The 15,540-nt window shown below is 61.7% G+C and carries 19 protein-coding genes; 2 read left to right on the forward strand and 17 right to left on the reverse strand.

What is annotated here, in order from left to right; translation table 11 throughout:
* Positions 1 to 66: 66 nt before the first annotated feature.
* The 3 genes from ASC86_RS16815 to rplS form a co-directional block, all read right to left on the reverse strand.
* Positions 67 to 888, reverse strand: coding sequence for an amino acid ABC transporter permease (locus ASC86_RS16815; protein WP_056323603.1), 822 nt, complete (start codon positions 886 to 888; stop codon positions 67 to 69).
* Positions 889 to 897: 9 nt separating this feature from the next.
* Complete coding sequence (locus tag ASC86_RS16820; protein ID WP_056323606.1) at positions 898 to 1,695, reverse strand: basic amino acid ABC transporter substrate-binding protein; 798 nt, start codon at positions 1,693 to 1,695, stop codon at positions 898 to 900.
* Positions 1,696 to 1,879: 184 nt separating this feature from the next.
* Complete coding sequence (gene rplS / locus ASC86_RS16825) at positions 1,880 to 2,416, reverse strand: 50S ribosomal protein L19 (protein WP_056323609.1); 537 nt, start codon at positions 2,414 to 2,416, stop codon at positions 1,880 to 1,882.
* 282 nt (positions 2,417 to 2,698) lie between these two features.
* Between rplS and ASC86_RS16830 the strand changes: the two genes are divergently transcribed.
* Entirely contained in the window at positions 2,699 to 3,445 is a 747-nt protein-coding gene (locus ASC86_RS16830) for a sulfite exporter TauE/SafE family protein (protein ID WP_056323612.1), read from the forward strand.
* Here the strand turns inward: ASC86_RS16830 and trmD are convergent.
* The 5 genes from trmD to ffh form a co-directional block, all read right to left on the reverse strand.
* On the reverse strand, positions 3,427 to 4,119 hold the full coding sequence (gene trmD, locus ASC86_RS16835) for a tRNA (guanosine(37)-N1)-methyltransferase TrmD (protein WP_056323614.1): 693 nt from the start codon (positions 4,117 to 4,119) through the stop codon (positions 3,427 to 3,429). The genes ASC86_RS16830 and trmD overlap by 19 nt on opposite strands.
* A 10-nt stretch (positions 4,120 to 4,129) precedes the next feature.
* Positions 4,130 to 4,693, reverse strand: a complete 564-nt coding sequence (gene rimM, locus ASC86_RS16840; protein ID WP_056323618.1) for a ribosome maturation factor RimM — start codon at positions 4,691 to 4,693, stop codon at positions 4,130 to 4,132.
* A 95-nt stretch (positions 4,694 to 4,788) separates the two neighbouring features.
* Positions 4,789 to 5,151: a 30S ribosomal protein S16 gene (gene rpsP / locus ASC86_RS16845; RefSeq protein ID WP_056323620.1), complete on the reverse strand. Its 363-nt coding sequence runs from the start codon at positions 5,149 to 5,151 to the stop codon at positions 4,789 to 4,791.
* Between the two features lie 60 nt (positions 5,152 to 5,211).
* Positions 5,212 to 5,514 (reverse strand): chorismate mutase, encoded by a 303-nt coding sequence (locus tag ASC86_RS16850; protein WP_056323624.1) that lies wholly within the window; start codon positions 5,512 to 5,514, stop codon positions 5,212 to 5,214.
* 9 nt (positions 5,515 to 5,523) lie between these two features.
* Positions 5,524 to 7,086: a signal recognition particle protein gene (gene ffh, locus ASC86_RS16855; RefSeq protein WP_056323625.1), complete on the reverse strand. Its 1,563-nt coding sequence runs from the start codon at positions 7,084 to 7,086 to the stop codon at positions 5,524 to 5,526.
* Positions 7,087 to 7,395: 309 nt separating this feature from the next.
* Between ffh and ASC86_RS16860 the strand changes: the two genes are divergently transcribed.
* Positions 7,396 to 8,040 (forward strand): LysE family translocator, encoded by a 645-nt coding sequence (locus tag ASC86_RS16860; protein ID WP_056323628.1) that lies wholly within the window; start codon positions 7,396 to 7,398, stop codon positions 8,038 to 8,040.
* Between the two features lie 6 nt (positions 8,041 to 8,046).
* On the opposite strand, the gene ASC86_RS16865 is transcribed toward ASC86_RS16860, so the two are convergent.
* From ASC86_RS16865 to ASC86_RS16905, 9 genes are all read right to left on the reverse strand, one after another.
* The gene (locus ASC86_RS16865) at positions 8,047 to 8,841 is read right to left on the reverse strand and encodes an ABC transporter ATP-binding protein (protein ID WP_056323632.1); all 795 of its coding nucleotides are present in this window, start codon (positions 8,839 to 8,841) and stop codon (positions 8,047 to 8,049) included.
* Complete coding sequence (locus ASC86_RS16870) at positions 8,838 to 9,716, reverse strand: ABC transporter permease (RefSeq protein ID WP_056323635.1); 879 nt, start codon at positions 9,714 to 9,716, stop codon at positions 8,838 to 8,840. Before ASC86_RS16870 ends, ASC86_RS16865 begins: the two co-directional genes overlap by 4 nt.
* 117 nt (positions 9,717 to 9,833) lie before the next feature.
* Positions 9,834 to 10,787, reverse strand: a complete 954-nt coding sequence (locus ASC86_RS16875; protein WP_056323638.1) for an ABC transporter substrate-binding protein — start codon at positions 10,785 to 10,787, stop codon at positions 9,834 to 9,836.
* Positions 10,788 to 10,878: 91 nt separating this feature from the next.
* A complete protein-coding gene (rlmN, locus tag ASC86_RS16880) occupies positions 10,879 to 12,108 on the reverse strand; it encodes a 23S rRNA (adenine(2503)-C(2))-methyltransferase RlmN (RefSeq protein ID WP_056323641.1) in 1,230 nt (409 codons plus the stop codon).
* A 271-nt stretch (positions 12,109 to 12,379) separates the two neighbouring features.
* Positions 12,380 to 12,883: an invasion associated locus B family protein gene (locus ASC86_RS16885; protein ID WP_056323643.1), complete on the reverse strand. Its 504-nt coding sequence runs from the start codon at positions 12,881 to 12,883 to the stop codon at positions 12,380 to 12,382.
* A 483-nt stretch (positions 12,884 to 13,366) separates the two neighbouring features.
* Positions 13,367 to 13,753 carry a YkvA family protein gene (locus ASC86_RS16890; RefSeq protein ID WP_056324275.1) on the reverse strand — a complete coding sequence of 129 codons (387 nt, stop codon included), beginning with the start codon at positions 13,751 to 13,753 and terminating at the stop codon, positions 13,367 to 13,369.
* A 47-nt stretch (positions 13,754 to 13,800) separates the two neighbouring features.
* Entirely contained in the window at positions 13,801 to 14,118 is a 318-nt protein-coding gene (locus tag ASC86_RS16895) for a 4a-hydroxytetrahydrobiopterin dehydratase (RefSeq protein ID WP_056323646.1), read from the reverse strand.
* A gap of 81 nt (positions 14,119 to 14,199) precedes the next feature.
* On the reverse strand, positions 14,200 to 14,778 hold the full coding sequence (gene thpR, locus ASC86_RS16900) for an RNA 2',3'-cyclic phosphodiesterase (protein WP_056324278.1): 579 nt from the start codon (positions 14,776 to 14,778) through the stop codon (positions 14,200 to 14,202).
* A gap of 119 nt (positions 14,779 to 14,897) precedes the next feature.
* Positions 14,898 to 15,536, reverse strand: coding sequence for an arylesterase (locus ASC86_RS16905; protein WP_056323649.1), 639 nt, complete (start codon positions 15,534 to 15,536; stop codon positions 14,898 to 14,900).
* Between the last annotated feature and the right edge of the window lie 4 nt (positions 15,537 to 15,540).

Below are 15,540 nucleotides of genomic sequence, written 5' to 3' on the forward strand. Positions count from 1 at the left end.
CGGTCGTCCTTTGGGAAAAGGAATGCCGAGGAGAGGGCGCTGGTTCCCTGAAAAATGATGGGAAAGTTACCTGAGCGTATTGCGCCGCAGTCGGCGTTCCAAAGCGCGCAAGGCAAGTGACAGCCCGATCGTCAGGAAAAGGTAGATATAAGCAACGATCGAATAGGTCTCGAAGAAGCGGAAGGAACCGGAGGCGTAGACCTTGCCCATCTGGGTGATATCGGCGACGCCGAGCACCGAAACCAGCGAACTATCCTTCACCATGGCGACGAAATCATTGCCGAGCGGCGGCAGGATGACCCGGATCGCCTGCGGGAAGACGACGAGCCGGAACCGCTGGTACCGCGACAGGCCAAGCGCCTTGGCCGCCTCCACCTGCCCCTTGTCGACCGACTGGATGCCGGCGCGAAAAACCTCGGCGATGAAGGCGGAATAGCCGATCATCAGCGCCAGGATCGCCCGCCACATCAGAGACAAGTCGCGCACCAGCATCGGCTCCATGACGCCGGACGAGACCAGCGGCGAGCAGAGGACGTTGATCAGCCAGACAAGGCCGGGCGCGCCGACGAAGGCGATGTAGAACAGCAGCACCAGAATCGGCACGCCGCGGATCACCTCGGTATAGAAACGGGCGATCTGCCGCAGCACCTGGGCATCGCTAAGCCCCATCAAGGCCACGCCAAGGCCGAGAACGGTCGCGAGGAAAAAGCCGACGATGGTGACGAAGACCGTCACGCCGATGCCGGCGGCGGCGACCGTGAAGACCTGGGAATAGAGATCATTGGTGACGATGACCACGGCGATGACCGCCGCGATCACGACAAGGGCGACCAGCCACCAGGGATAGTCGCCCTTCTCGGAACCATTGTGCGAAGACGCAGGCGTCATGTCAGGCGATCATTCGCCCATCTTGTAATCGACGAACCATTTCTGGTTCAGCTTGTCGAAGGTGCCGTCCGCCTTCAGGGCCGCAATGGCGGCATTGACCGGGGCGACGAGATCGGAGCCCTTCTTGAAGATGAAGCCGAAATCCTCGGTGCCGAGCGGACCGCCGACAACCTTCAGGCTGCCGCCAGAGGCATCGACATAGCCCTTGGCAGCGACGCTGTCGGTCAGCACCGTATCGACGTCGCCGGCCTTCAGCGCCTGCACCGTCGCACCGAAGGTTTCGAACAGCTTGATCCGCGGGTTCTGCTCGTTGCCGTCGAGAATTTCATAGACGGCGGTGTAGAAGGGCGAGGTGCCCGGCTGAGCGCCGACAAGGCCATCCTGCACGGCGGCAAAACTCTTGGCATCGGTGAAGCGGCTTTCATCGCCGCGCACCAGCATGAACTGCTGCGAGCGCATATAGGGATCGGAGAAATCGACCTTTTCCTTGCGGTCGTCCTTGATGGTAATGCCGGTCATGCCGATGTCGTACTGTCCGTCGGACACCGCCTGAATCATCGCATCCCAGCTGGTGTTCTGGATTTCCAGCTTGAAGTTCAGCCGCTTGGCGATCTCTTCCATCGCGTCATATTCCCAGCCGATCGCCTTGCCGCTTTTCGGCTCGACGAACTGCAGCGGCGGATAGGCATTTTCCGTGACGACGACGACGGTTTTACCGCCGAGATCCGGCAGGTCGGCGGCGAAAGCTGCGAGCGGGGACAGAACGAGGGCGGTCAGCCCGGCGAGAACGGTGCGGCGGGAAAGCATGGAAAGCTCCTGAATTGTGGCGAAGCGAACCTGTCACACTCGCCAAGCCCGTGGCAAGGGCCATGCGCGCTTCAAAGGCGGGCCGGAAGAAAAGCCTGTGCGCAGATCGGCCCGGGAGCAGAAATTTCGGCCAACAAAAAAGGCGGCTCGAAAGCCGCCTTTTCGCAATCCAGGGATTGAAAACTTATTCTGCTGCGGCTTCAGCGGCAGCAGCTGCTTCTGCAGCGGCCTTGGCTTCAGCGGCTTCGGCTGCTGCCTTTTCGGCGGCGAGAGCCTGTGCTGCTGCGACCTTTTCAGCTTCCAGACGTGCCTTTTCGTCGGCAGCGGCCTGACGCTCGGCATCGTTGAGCTTGCGGGCGCGAACGCCGGTGTCTTCAACGATACGGGCAGACTTACCGCGACGGTCGCGCAGGTAGTAGAGCTTGGCGCGACGGACCTTACCGCGGCGAACGACGTCGACGCTTTCGACGAGCGGCGAGTAAACCGGGAATACGCGCTCTACGCCTTCGCCGTAGGAGATCTTGCGAACGGTGAAGCTTTCGTTGATGCCGCCGCCGGAACGGGCGATGCAAACGCCTTCATAGGCCTGCACGCGGGTACGGTTACCTTCCGTAACGCGGACGTTGACGCGAACCGTGTCGCCCGGCGAGAATTCCGGGAGGGTGCGCTTGGCTTCGATCTTGGCGGCCTGTTCGGCCTCGAGCTGCTGAATGATGTTCATGGGTCTAACCTTCTCAAGTTCTTCTAAAACAGCCAGAGCGCTCATTCTGACTTATTGGTCATGCCGCCAAGTTTTGTCTCTTCCGGTGAAGAGGCAGGAGCGAATGCACTATTCTTTGGTTTCCGGTAGACGGGAATTTTTTCCCGAACCGGCCGCGCGAATATAACATTTAATGTTGTTTGTCACCTTAAAAGTGAGTTTTCGCGGAGCTGACTCGAGACTTTTGTAGGCTTGCCCCCCCTATGCCGGCAGGGTATGCGGTTTTCAGCTCGGGAGGAGCCGATGACCGTCACTACCGCCATCCTGCTGTTTCTGGCAGGCTTTCTGTCCAGCGCCGTCAATGCCATTGCCGGTGGCGGCACCTTCCTGACCTTCGGCGCGATGACGCTCGCCGGCCTGCCGCCGATCGTCGCCAATGCCACGTCCTCGATCGTGCAATTTCCCGGCTACGTCACCTCGGCGCTCGCCTATATCAAGGAAATCCGCAAGGACGGCCGCGAGGCGGTCACGCTCGGCATCATCTCCGCCATCGGCGGGCTGGCCGGCGCGCTGATCCTGCTGTCGCTCTCCAACCCCTCTTTCCGCGCCATGGTGCCGTGGCTGCTGATCGCCGCGACCGTGATCTTCGCCGCCGGCCCTTTCCTGCGGCCGACCCGGAACATGGAAGGCGCGCCGATTGGCTGGGGCGGAAAGATCGGTCAGTTCATGACGGCCATTTATGGCGGCTTCTTCGGCGCCGGCATGGGCATCATGATGCTCGCCGTGCTCGGCCTTTCGACCGGCGGCGACTATCACCGCGTCAATGCGCTGAAGAACTTCCTCGCCATGGTGATCGCGGCCATCGCCATCGTCGTCTTTGCCAGCGGCAATGTCGTGGGATGGCTGCATGCCGCCGTCATGATCCCCGGTGGAGCACTCGGCGGCTATGCCGGCGTTTGGCTTGCCCGCCGCGTGCCGCTCGTCATCATCCGAAGCTTCGTCGTCGCCGTCGGCTTGCTGCTGGCGGTCTATTATTTCGTGACGGGCTGAGACAAGAGGTCCGGCCGGCGCTCGGCCGTCAGCTTCTCGGCCTCGGCCCGGCGCCATTTTTCGATGGCCCCATGATTGCCTGAGGTCAGCACCGCCGGGATTTCCGCACCTTCGAAAACCTGCGGCCGCGTGTAGTGCGGATGCTCCAGCAAACCGCCCTCGAAGCTTTCATGCACGCCGGAAAGCGCATTGCCCATGACGCCCGGCAGGATGCGCACGACGGCATCGAGCAGGATCATCGCCGCGGGCTCGCCGCCCGAGAGGATGTAATCGCCGATGGAAACCTCTTCGAGATTGCGACCGTCGATCACCCGCTGGTCAACACCCTCAAAGCGGCCGCAGACGATGATCGCGCCGGGCCCACCGGCAAGCTCGCGCACGCGCTGCTGTGTCAGCGGCTGGCCGCGCGGGCTCATCAACAGACGGGGACGGTCGTCGCCTTCGGAGACACGATCGATGGCACGCGCCAGCACATCCGGCTTCAGCACCATGCCGGCGCCGCCGCCGGCCGGCGTATCGTCGACCGTGCGATGCTTGTCCTCGGCGAAATCGCGGATCTGCACGGCATCAAGCGCCCACTGCCCACGCTCCAGCGCTTTGCCGGAGAGCGAATGGCCGAGATGACCGGGAAACATTTCGGGATAAAGCGTCAGGACCGTCGCACGAAAACCCATCGCCGCGACCTTATTTCTTCTTCGGGCGGAAGGCGGCAGAGGGATCGCTGTCCTTGTCGTCGACAAGGCCGGCCGCCAAGGGATCGACCAGCATGGTGCCCGCCTCGAGATCGATTTCGAGCACCGACCATTCGGAGAACGGGATCAACACCGGACGGCGGCCCGGACCCTTGAGTTCCAGAAGATCGCCCGCGCCAAAATCGAAGACGCCGGTCACCTGGCCGTAGCTTTTGCCTTCGGCATCCAGCGCTTCCAGCCCTTCGAGATCGGCATAGAAGAATTCGTCTTCGTCGAGGTCGTCATCCGGAAGGTTGTCGCGCTCGATGAACAGTTCCAGCCCATTCAGGGCCTCGGCGGCGCTGCGGTCGTTGACGCCGCGAAAACGCACGATCACGACATTCTTGGCCTCGCGCACTTCCAGCACCTCGAAGACGCGGCCGTCTTCGCTGTAAAGGTTGCCGTAATCGCCGATCGCGGTCGGATCTTCCGCAAAGGATTTGACGCGCACTTCGCCACGCAAGCCCTGGGCTGCGCCAATCGTCCCCATCAGGACCGGGTTGTTGAGTTTGCTCATGCGCTGTCTGCCTTCAGAAAACCTGCCATGCCAATAAACGAAAACGGGCGGCATGAAAACGCCGCCCGTCCGATTCGATGCTTTAAGCGAAATGCTTATTCTGCAGCGGCAGCAGCGGCGTCTTCAGCCTTCTGCTTGGCTTCGGCGGCGCGCTCCTGCGCCTTCTTGCCCGGCAGGCCCTTGGTCGGGTTCGAGCGGGTATCGCGCTTGGCAAGGCCGGCTTCGTTGAGGAAGCGCAGAACGCGGTCGGTCGGCAGGGCGCCGTTCGACAGCCAATGCTGGATGCGCTCGTTGTTCAGTTCGATGCGCTTTGCATCGTCCTTGGCGAGCATCGGGTTCCAGGAACCGACCTTCTCGATGAAGCGGCCGTCACGCGGGCTGCGGACGTCGGCAACGACGATCTGGTAGAACGGGCGCTTCTTGGAACCACCGCGGGCGAGACGAATTTTCAGTGCCATGTCATGTACTCCTTGAGATAGTTTTCTAAGCCGCCTTGCGCGGCTTGATTGGTTTGTCCGTCAATCCTTGAGATCGGCGGCGATGGCTTCATGATGCCGGATGACTTCCTTGATGATGAAGTTCAGGAACTTCTCGGCGAAATCCGGGTCCAGATTGGCATCCTTCGCCAGGCGGCGAAGACGTTCGATCTGGTATTCCTCGCGCGCCGGATCAGCCGGCGGCAAACTGTATTTGGCCTTCAGGACGCCCACTGCCTGGGTGCAGCGAAACCGTTCGGCCAGCATGTGGACCAGCGCAGCATCGATGTTGTCGATCGATTGCCGATAGCCCGAAAGTTGCTGCTTGACAGCAGGATCAATCATTCCTCGCCCTTACTTCTTCTTCGGCAGGCCGGGCAGCCCCGGAAAACCGCCGCCACCCAGGCCCGGCAGCTTGCCGAGACCGGGCAATCCACCGCCGCCGCCGAGGCCGGGCAGGCTGCCCGGCTTGATACCGGCGGCTTCCGCCTGCTTCTGCAGGGCTTCGAGCTGCTTCGGGTCCATCTTCGACAGATCGGGCATGCCGCCCATGCCACCGCCAAGACCCATCTTGCTGGCAAGGCCACCCATCATCTGCTTCATCATGCCGCCGCCCTTCTTGCCGCCCATCATTTTCATCATGTCGGCCATCTGGCGGTGCATTTTCAGGAGCTTGTTGATTTCGGCCGCATCGGTGCCGGAGCCGGCGGCGATGCGCTTCTTGCGCGAGTGCTTGAGGATATCGGGATTGGCGCGCTCGGCCTTGGTCATCGAGGAGATGACCGCGAGCTGGCGACCGAAAAGCTTGTCGTCGAGACCGGCGGCCGTCATTTTGTCCTTCATGCCGGCCATGCCGGGCATCAGGCCCATGATACCACCCATGCCGCCCATCTTCTGCATCTGGCGCAACTGGTCGGCAAGGTCGTTCAGGTCGAACTTGCCCGTCTTCATCTTGGCGGCCATGGCCGCCGCCTTTTCGGCATCGATGTTTTCTGCGGCCTTCTCGACCAGCGAGACGATATCGCCCATGCCGAGGATACGGTCGGCGACGCGGCGGGGATGGAATTCTTCCAGCTCCGACATCTTTTCGCCGACGCCGATCAGCTTGATCGGCTTGCCGGTGACCGCGCGCATCGAAAGCGCCGCACCGCCGCGGCCGTCGCCGTCCATGCGGGTCAGCACAAGGCCGGTGATACCGACGCGCTCATCGAAATTGCGAGCGAGATTGACGGCGTCCTGACCGGTCAGCGCATCGGCAACCAGAAGGATTTCATGCGGGTTCGAGCGGCGCTTGATCTCGGCCATCTCGATCATGAGCGGCTCGTCGATATGCGTGCGACCGGCGGTATCGAGGATGACGATGTCGTGGCCGCCGAGCTTAGCAGCCTGAACGGCGCGTGCGGCGATATCGGTCGGCGACTGGCCGGCGATGATCGGCAGCGTATCGACACCGGTCTGGGCGCCGAGCTGGCGAAGCTGCTCCTGCGCGGCCGGGCGGCGCGTGTCGAGCGATGCCATCAGGACCTTCTTCTTGTCCCGCGTCGTCATGCGAAGAGCGATCTTGCCCGTCGTCGTGGTCTTGCCCGAGCCCTGCAGACCGACCATCATGATGACGACCGGGGCGGGCGCATTGAGATCGATCGGCACGCCTTCGGAGCCGAGCATGGCGATCAGCTCGTCATGGACGATCTTGACGACCATCTGGCCCGGCTTGATCGACTTCAGGATTTCGGCGCCGACGGCCTTTTCACGCACCTTGTCGGTGAAGGAGCGGACGACTTCGAGCGCGACGTCGGCTTCCAGAAGCGCACGGCGAACCTCGCGCAGGGCAGCCGCAACATCGGCTTCCGACAGCGCGCCACGGCCGGTCAATCCATTCAGGATTGACCCAAGGCGGTCCTGGAGACTTTCAAACATCGGCTCTTCCTTCTTGTTTCCGGGTTCCGGAAACGTGGTATCGGCGACAGCGAAAACAAGACGCAAAGTCAAAAAGCACCCGAGGGCGCAACGCGCTGTCGGGTGTTGACCTCCGGGATCTCTTTATACCTTTGCGGGTCCCGGTCGGCGGCTTCAAGTTGTCACTTGTCAGCAGATTTTCGCGCATAAACAGGAAACCGGCCGTAAAGTCAAGCCGGGAGGGCGGAACGCACCTCAAAAGCATCGCATCGGCTCTGCGATTATGGTAGCACCACCTACCATAATCAGCCCTTCCGCGAAAGACCGACCATGGACTTCCTGCCTTCGCTGCCGACGCTTCTCGCCTTCACCGCCGCGACCCTGCTGCTGGCTGCAACGCCGGGGCCGGACATGACGCTTTCGATCAGCCGGGCGCTGTCGCAGGGCAAGGGTGCGGCCATGTGGGTCGTCGTCGGCACCAGCCTCGGCTGCCTCGTGCACACGCTGCTCGTCGCCTTCGGCGTTTCGGCGTTGATCACGGCCTCGCCGACCGCCTTCATGATCCTGAAGACCGGGGGTGCAGCCTATCTCTTCTGGCTCGCAGTTCAGGCGATCCGCTACGGTTCGACGCTGACGGTCAAGAAGGATAACGCCCCGGCCGGCGCAAGCCCGCTTGCCAATATTTCGACCGGGCTTGGAGTAAACCTCCTGAACCCGAAGGTCATCATCTTCTTCATGACCTTCCTGCCGCAGTTCGTCACTGCCCATGATCCGGCCGTCACACAGAAACTGCTGTTCCTCGGCGTCTTCTTCATCGTCGCGGCGATGCCGGTCAACATCGCCGTCATCCTGACGGCCGACTGGCTGTCGGGCTGGTTGCAGCAGCGCAAAAGCGTGCTGCGCACCATCGACTATGTGTTTTCCGGCGTCTTCTCGATCTTCGCCGTCAAAATCCTGTTCACGCAGGCGCGCTGATCGGGATTACCCGATCAGCAATGCGTCGTCGTCGAGCGTCTGTCCGCGCATCTTGCGGAACATGGCGATCAGGTCTTCGACATCAAGATTCTTGCGGTTGTCGCCGGCAACATCGAGCACGATCTCGCCGCCGTGCAGCATAATCGTGCGGTGGCCGTAATCCAGCGCCTGACGCATCGAGTGGGTGACCATCAGGGTCGTCAGCTTGCGCTCGGAGACGATCTTCTGCGTCAGCCCCATGATGAACTCGGCCATGCCCGGATCGAGCGCTGCCGTATGCTCGTCGAGAAGCAGGACTTCGGAGCCGGCAAGCGTCGCCATGACCAGCGATACAGCCTGACGCTGGCCGCCGGAGAGCAGGTCCATGCGATCCTGCATACGGTTTTCGAGACCGAGATTGAGATCGGCGATGCGTTCGCGGAAATGTTCGCGGCGCTTGGGGCCGAGGGCCGAGACCAGCCCGCGGCGTTCGCCGCGACGGGCGGCCAGAGCGAGGTTTTCCTCGATCGACAACGGGCCGCAGCTTCCCGTCAGCGGGTCCTGGAAGACGCGGGCGACGAGGCCGGCGCGGCTGGCCGTCGAGCGGCGGGTGACATCGGTCGTGCCAATCAGCACCTGACCTTCGGTCGGCAGCACATCGCCGGCGAGCACGCCGAGCAGCGTCGATTTGCCGGCACCGTTGGAGCCGATGACGGTGACGAAGGAGCCTTGCTCGATGGTGAGGCTGACGCCGTTCAGCGCCTGCTTCTGCAGCGGGGTTCCGCGGCCGAAGACGACCTTGATATCCTTGATCGAGATCATGCGGCACCTCCGCGGCGAAGACGGGGAAGAACGAGCGCCACCGTCACCAGCACCGCCGTCACGAAGTTGAGGTCGGAGGCCTGCAGGCCAAGGATGTCGGTCGAGAGCGCCAGCTGGATGGCGATGCGGTAAAGGATCGAACCGAGGACACAGCCGATCAGCGCGATCAGAATGCCGCGGGTGCCGAGCAGGGTTTCCCCGATGATGACGGCGGCGAGGCCGACGACGATGGTGCCGACGCCGGAGGTGACATCGGCGAAACCGTTCGTCTGGGCAAAGAGCGCGCCGCCGAGCGCGACCAGCGCATTGGAAATGGCGATGCCGAGATAGATCTGCCGGTCGGTATTGATGCCCTGCGCCCGCGACATGCGGGCATTGGCGCCGGTGGCGCGCATCGCAAGACCGGCATCGCTTTCAAGGAAGCGCCAGACCAGGATGACGGCGAAAACCACCAGCACGCCGATGAACAGCGGGCGAACGTAGAAATCCCTGAGACCATGTCCGAAGAAGGGCGTGAGCATCGTCTCGACATTGAGCAGCGCGACGTTGGGCTTGCCCATGACGCGCAGATTGACGGAAAACAGCGCGATCATCGTCAGGATCGAGGCGAGCAGATTGAGGATGCGGAAGCGCACATTGAGCATCGCCGTCACCAGACCGGCGGCGGCACCTGCGATCATTGCGACACCGGAGGCAAACCAGGGATTGACGCCCGCGATGATCAGCACGGCGGCAACGGCCGCACCCAGAGGAAACGAACCATCGACCGTCAGGTCCGGAAAATCCAGGACGCGGAAGGCAAGGAAAACGCCGAGCGCGACGAAGGCATAGACCAGCCCCAGCTCCACGGCACCCCAGAAGGCAATCTGACTCAAGGCTCTCGCCCTTTCGTAAATCTCGCCCCAAGACGATGGGACGCTGTCCATCACATAACACGAAACCGCCCCCGTCTTCGACGGAGGCGGCCACTTCAGCCTTTCACAGGCGAAAGTTTATTCGACAACGCGGTTGGCGCGCTTCAGCACGCTTTCCGGGAAGGTCACGCCCATCTTGGCCGCAGCAGCCTTGTTGACGACGAGGTCGGAGCCGGCAGCGATGCGCACCGGAATATCGCCGGGGTTTTCACCCTTCAGGATGCGGACGACGACTTCGCCGGTCTGCTTGCCGACGTCGCGGTAGTTGAAGCCGAGGGCTGCGAGCGAGCCACGGGCAACCGAATCCGTATCGGCGGTGAAGAGCGGCAGCTTGGCTTCTTCGGCAACGGCAACAGCACCTTCGAGAGCGGAGATGATCGTGTTGTCGGTCGGAACGTAGATGACATCGGCGCGACCGACGAGGGCGCGGGCAGCGCCCTGAACTTCAGCCGACTTGGTGGCGGCGGATTCGACGACGGTCAGGCCGGCCTTCTCGGCTTCGGTCTTCAGCACGGCGAGCAGCGATACCGAGTTGGCTTCGCCGGAATTGTAGAGGTAGCCGATCGACTTGGCGGACGGCACGATTTCCTTGATGAGCGCGACATGCTCGGCAACCGGCGACATATCGGAGATGCCGGTGACGTTGGCGCCGGGCTTTTCCATGTCGGTGACGAGTTGCGCGCCAACCGGATCGGAAACGGCGGTGAAGACCACCGGGATATCGTGGGTCGAGGAGACGACGGCCTGTGCGGACGGTGTGGAGATCGGAACGATCACGTTCGGGCCTTCGCCGGCGAACTGGCGGGCGATCTGGGCGGCCGTTGCCGGGTTGCCCTGGGCCGATTCATAAAGGAACTTGAGGTTTTCGCCTTCCTTGTAGCCGGCTTCCGCCAGCGCATCCTTGACACCGTCGCGAACGGCGTCGAGCGCCGGATGCTCGACGATGGCGGTCACGGCAACCGTGACGTCATCGGCGCGGGCCGGCAGGGAAAGGGCGACAGTCGCGGCAAGAGCGAGCAGAACGGAACGCATGAAGTCCTCCTGATTGATTTCATAGGCGTTCTAGGAAAGCCCACCCATAAAATCAATCGCGCAGGTGTCGCAGTCCCATCAAAATTCGTGATCAGTCGTCGGCGCCGTGGTTGGCGATCATCATGGCTTCGAAGGCCATGCGGTCGACTTTGCGCATGCGCTCGGATTCCGATTTCAGCTGACCACAGGCGGCGAGGATGTCGCGGCCGCGCGGCGTGCGGATCGGCGAGGCATAGCCGGCCTGGTTGATGAAGTCGGCGAACTTCTCGATCTGCTCCCAGGAGGAACACTGGTAGTTCGTGCCCGGCCATGGGTTGAAGGGGATGAGGTTGATCTTGGCCGGAATGCCCTTCAGCAGGCGCACCAGTTCCTTGGCGTCTTCCAGCGTGTCGTTGACGCCGTCGAGCATCACATACTCGAAGGTGATGCGGCGGGCGTTCGACAGGCTCGGATAGGCCCGGCAGGCGTCGAGCAGGTCCTTCAGCGGATACTTCTTGTTGATCGGTACCAGCATATCGCGCAGATCGTCGCGCACCGCATGCAGCGAAATCGCCAGCATGACGCCGATTTCCTCGCCGGTGCGATAGATTTCCGGCACGATGCCGGAGGTCGACAGCGTGACGCGGCGCTTGGAGAGCGACAGGCCGTCGCCGTCTGTCGCGATCAGCAGCGCCTTCTTGACGTTTTCGAAATTGTAGAGCGGCTCGCCCATGCCCATCATGACGACGTTGGAGACCTTGCGGCCTTCGGCGGGCACGATGGCGCCGGCCGGCGTATCCCGATCCGGGAAGTCGCCCAGACGGTCACGCGCAAGAAGCAACTGCGACAGGATTTCCTCAGCCGTCAGGTTGCGCACAAGCTTCTGCGTGCCGGTATGACAGAAGGAACAGGTAAGCGTGCAGCCGACCTGGCTGGAAATGCACAGCGTGCCGCGGCCTTCCTCGGGGATATAGACCGTTTCGATCTCGACCGGGCGGCCGGCACCACGCGGCGGAAAGCGCAAGAGCCACTTGCGGGTGCCATCGCTCGAAATCTGCTCGTCGACGATTTCCGGCCGGGCGATGGTGAAATGCCGGCGCAGGATTTCGCGCATGTCCTTGGAGATATTGGCCATGTGATCGAAATCGGAAACGCCGCGCACGTAGAGCCAGTGCCAGAGCTGGCTGACACGCATCTTGACTTGCCGCTCGGGCACGCCGACCTCAACGAGGGCCTTGCCCATTTCCTCGCGCGAAAGGCCGATCAGCGTCGGCATTTCCGGGAGAACCGCCGGACGAGCCGGCGCGGGGCGTTCCAGATTGAGCGTATCGGTGGCAGTCATGCCTGCGGTTTCCCATCCTTGAGACAAGCACAAGCCCTTCGAGCGCGTCGGGCGCCAGTTCCGGGGTCGTGATGCTGATCAGAATTCATATGCCGGGATCGAAACCCGATCCTCGCAGCTGTCTTGGGCGGGCCTTTAGCACGATTTTTGCCGCGCGTCACCCTCATCGCATATCAGGGCAGCCTTGCAGCCGCGCCATGGCATCGGGAAAACGCGAAATCCCGCCGATCAGGAGGCCAGCGGGATTTCCGAAAGCTGTACCAGCAAGCTCTTACTTGCAGGATTCGATCTGCTTCAACGCGGCGGAGATGCCGGAGAGCGAATAGGAATAGCTGGTGGCCGTGCCCTTGCGCGACTTGGCGGCAACCGACATCGCCTTGCCGTTCTTCATCGCGGCAACCAGCGCCGGCTCTTCGGCAGCATTCTCCACCCAGGCGGAATTGCCCTTGGTGAACATGGTGAAGCTCTTGCTGTCGATCGTTACCGTGACCTTGGAGTTTTCCTGCAGCGGATAGCCCATCATCGCCTGCGGCTCATAGGAGATGTTCTGGCCCGGACGCTGGGAAACCAGGAAGAAGATATCGCCGTGATCGACAGAAGCCGGGTTCTTTTCCTTCGGAACGGACAGCACGTAGCAGACCTTGCCGGCGCCCGCCTGATAGGAATAGGCACCCCAGGCATTGAACTGCTGGATACGGGTCGGCGACTGGGCCGAAGCAGCGCTTGCGCATGCCATTACGATTGCGAGTGCGGTGGTGAGCTTTCTTACAAACATCTTGTCCTGCCGGTTTCTTGCTTGCCAACGCCCGTTCAGCCATTGGCCGGGCACGCATGATTAGATTTATTTTGACTTAATTCAGGTTACCAAACCGTCAACATCAGCCGAATTCGTCATCCATTCGCTTTAATATGGAACAGCCGCCGACGCAAATTGCGGCAGAGCGCGACATGCTGCACCAGTTCAAGGCAAAAGGAGCAAGAAGGACGTTTCCAGCAAGGGATCGCCGGAACGGAGCCTGCCGGCCTCTCCCGCCGTCGCCGAGCCTCATGATCGGCGCCAGACGAAAAAACGGACCCAGCGCGCGTTTATGGAGGGAAGAAAAAGGCAAGAGTTTGGCAAGAAGATTCAAAGCATCTCACGCAAAAGTGTGCAGCGGCTTCCGCCGTCATGACGCGCCGTCAAACGAAACCTGAAGTCGAAGAAAATCGGAAGGATCGCGACGCGCTTCAGGCGCGATCACGCACCTGAAAGTGGCGGTCAGCGCGCAGCCTCGGGCACCTCGTCCTTCAGTGCCTCGTCGGCCTTGATATAGTGGTCTTCCTTGATCTGCCCGCTGATCGCGGCAAAGGCCGCCGTCAACACGGCGATATCGTCGGAAAAGCCAACGACGGCGAGGAAATCCGGCACGAAATCGAAGGGCAGCACGAAATAGGCGAGCGCGCCGAGCAATATGCCACGGGTGCGCATCGGTGTATCCGGGTCGAAAGCGCAGTAGTAGGCGGCCACGACATCGCGGCTGAACGGAAGCTGGCGCATGGCCCGCTTCATCGTCGGCCAGAAACGGCGACGCACCTTGTGGGCGCGCGCTTCCTGTTCGCTTTCCTCGCCGGGCAGGAGAATTTCCCCGATCTTGACGTCATCCATCTTGTGCGATCCGTTATCCATGCCTCCTGATATGGGAAAGTCGTCGCCTATTTCAAATGATCGGGCATGCGGCCGGCTGCAGCCTTGTCCATTTTTTCCGCCAGCTTGAAGTCAAGCTCCGTCAGGCCGCTGGCCGAATGGGTGGTTAGCGTCACGTCCACCTTGTTGTAGACATTGAACCATTCGGGATGGTGATCGAGCTTTTCGGCGGCAAGCGCGGCCTCGCTCATGAAGCCGAAGGCCTGGACGAAACTCTTGAAGCGGAAAGCCTTCCAGATCGAGGCCCCGTCTTCTGCTAGCACCCAGCCGTCCATCGCCTTCAGACGCTCGGCCACGTCTTCGGCTTCAAGCTTGTCCCGGCTCATCGGCGTATCCTTTCCTTGGCTTTGCTTCCCTAAGCATGAAACCGGCCGGGGAACGCCGCAAGGAAAATCGCGGGGCCTGGCTTAAAGCGGATGAATGACTTGATCGGCGATACCGCTCGAGCGCGGCTCCTGTAACGGAAAGACCTCTTCCGTCAGATAGGGGCCGCCGCCGATCGAATCCCGCGACGACAGCAGTACGAAGCGCGACACGGTGAAGCTGTTGGTATGAAAGCCGCCGCGGCCGGAAAGATAGCGCACCACATCCTCGACGCGGGCGTTGCGCAGCCGCGCCAGCGTCACATGCGGCGTGAACTTGCGGGGATCGGCGGGAAGCCGGAGCCGCTGGCAGATGCGCTCGATTTCCGCCTGCAGCGCATAAAGCTCGGGCGGGTTGCTGACGCCGGCGAAGACCGAATGCGGCTTTTTCGAACCGAAAGCGCCCATCCCGGTCAGTTGCAGCTGGAATTCCGGCCGCTCGATACGATCCAGCCGGTCGACGATCTCGTCGGCCGTCCGGCCGTCGACGTCTCCGATGAAGCGCAGGGTGATGTGGTAATTTTCTACGTCGATCCAGCGGGCACCGGGAAGACCGCCGCGCAACAAGGAAAGGCTCATCGCGGCATTACGTGGTATCTCGAGGGCGGTGAAAAGTCTCGGCATGACGAGCTCCCCGAATCTCTTGCAGATACCCCAGCGAATCATGGCCGAAGCCTCTGCGCAACTGCAATTTCGCACCTGCAATATTTGTCCAGAACAATTAAGAAGTTCTGCATACCCGTTTATTGTGTCTGCATGGAACCGATGAACCGCTCGGCATAGGGCAAGAATCGTTCGACCATCACGCCGATGCCGCCGCCGTTCGGGTGCATTCCATCGTCCAGCTTCAAGCCTGCATTCTCGACAACACCGTCGAGGAAGAAGGGGTAGAGTTCAACGCCAAACTTCGCCGCTAGTTCCGGGTAGATCGGGTTGAAGCGGGCGGCATAATCGTCTCCCATGTTCGGCGGGGCCATTATGCCGACCAGCAGCACCGGAATATTACGGCTTTTCAGCTTTTCGACCATCGCGACGAGGTTCTTGCGGCTTTCCTCAGGGGGAATGCCGCGCAACGCATCGTTGGCGCCGAGTTCGAGGATCACGCCCTTGGTGCCGTCCGGCACCGACCAGTCGATGCGCGCAAGACCGCCGGAGGTCGTATCGCCGGATACGCCGGCATTGGTGATCACGATGTCGTGACCCTTCGCCTTCAGCGCTTTCTCAAGCCGCGCGGGAAAGGCATCTTCGGGCGGCAGCTGGTAGCCGGCCATGAGGCTGTCGCCAAAACCAACCAGCTGCAGCGGTTCGGCGCGGGCGGCGGTCGTTACGGTAAAGCCGAGTGCGAGCGTCAACAAAAATGCCGCGAACCCTTTAATAAACATGCTT

This window comes from Rhizobium sp. Root1212, from assembly GCF_001424985.1.
Classification (GTDB): domain Bacteria; phylum Pseudomonadota; class Alphaproteobacteria; order Rhizobiales; family Rhizobiaceae; genus Pararhizobium.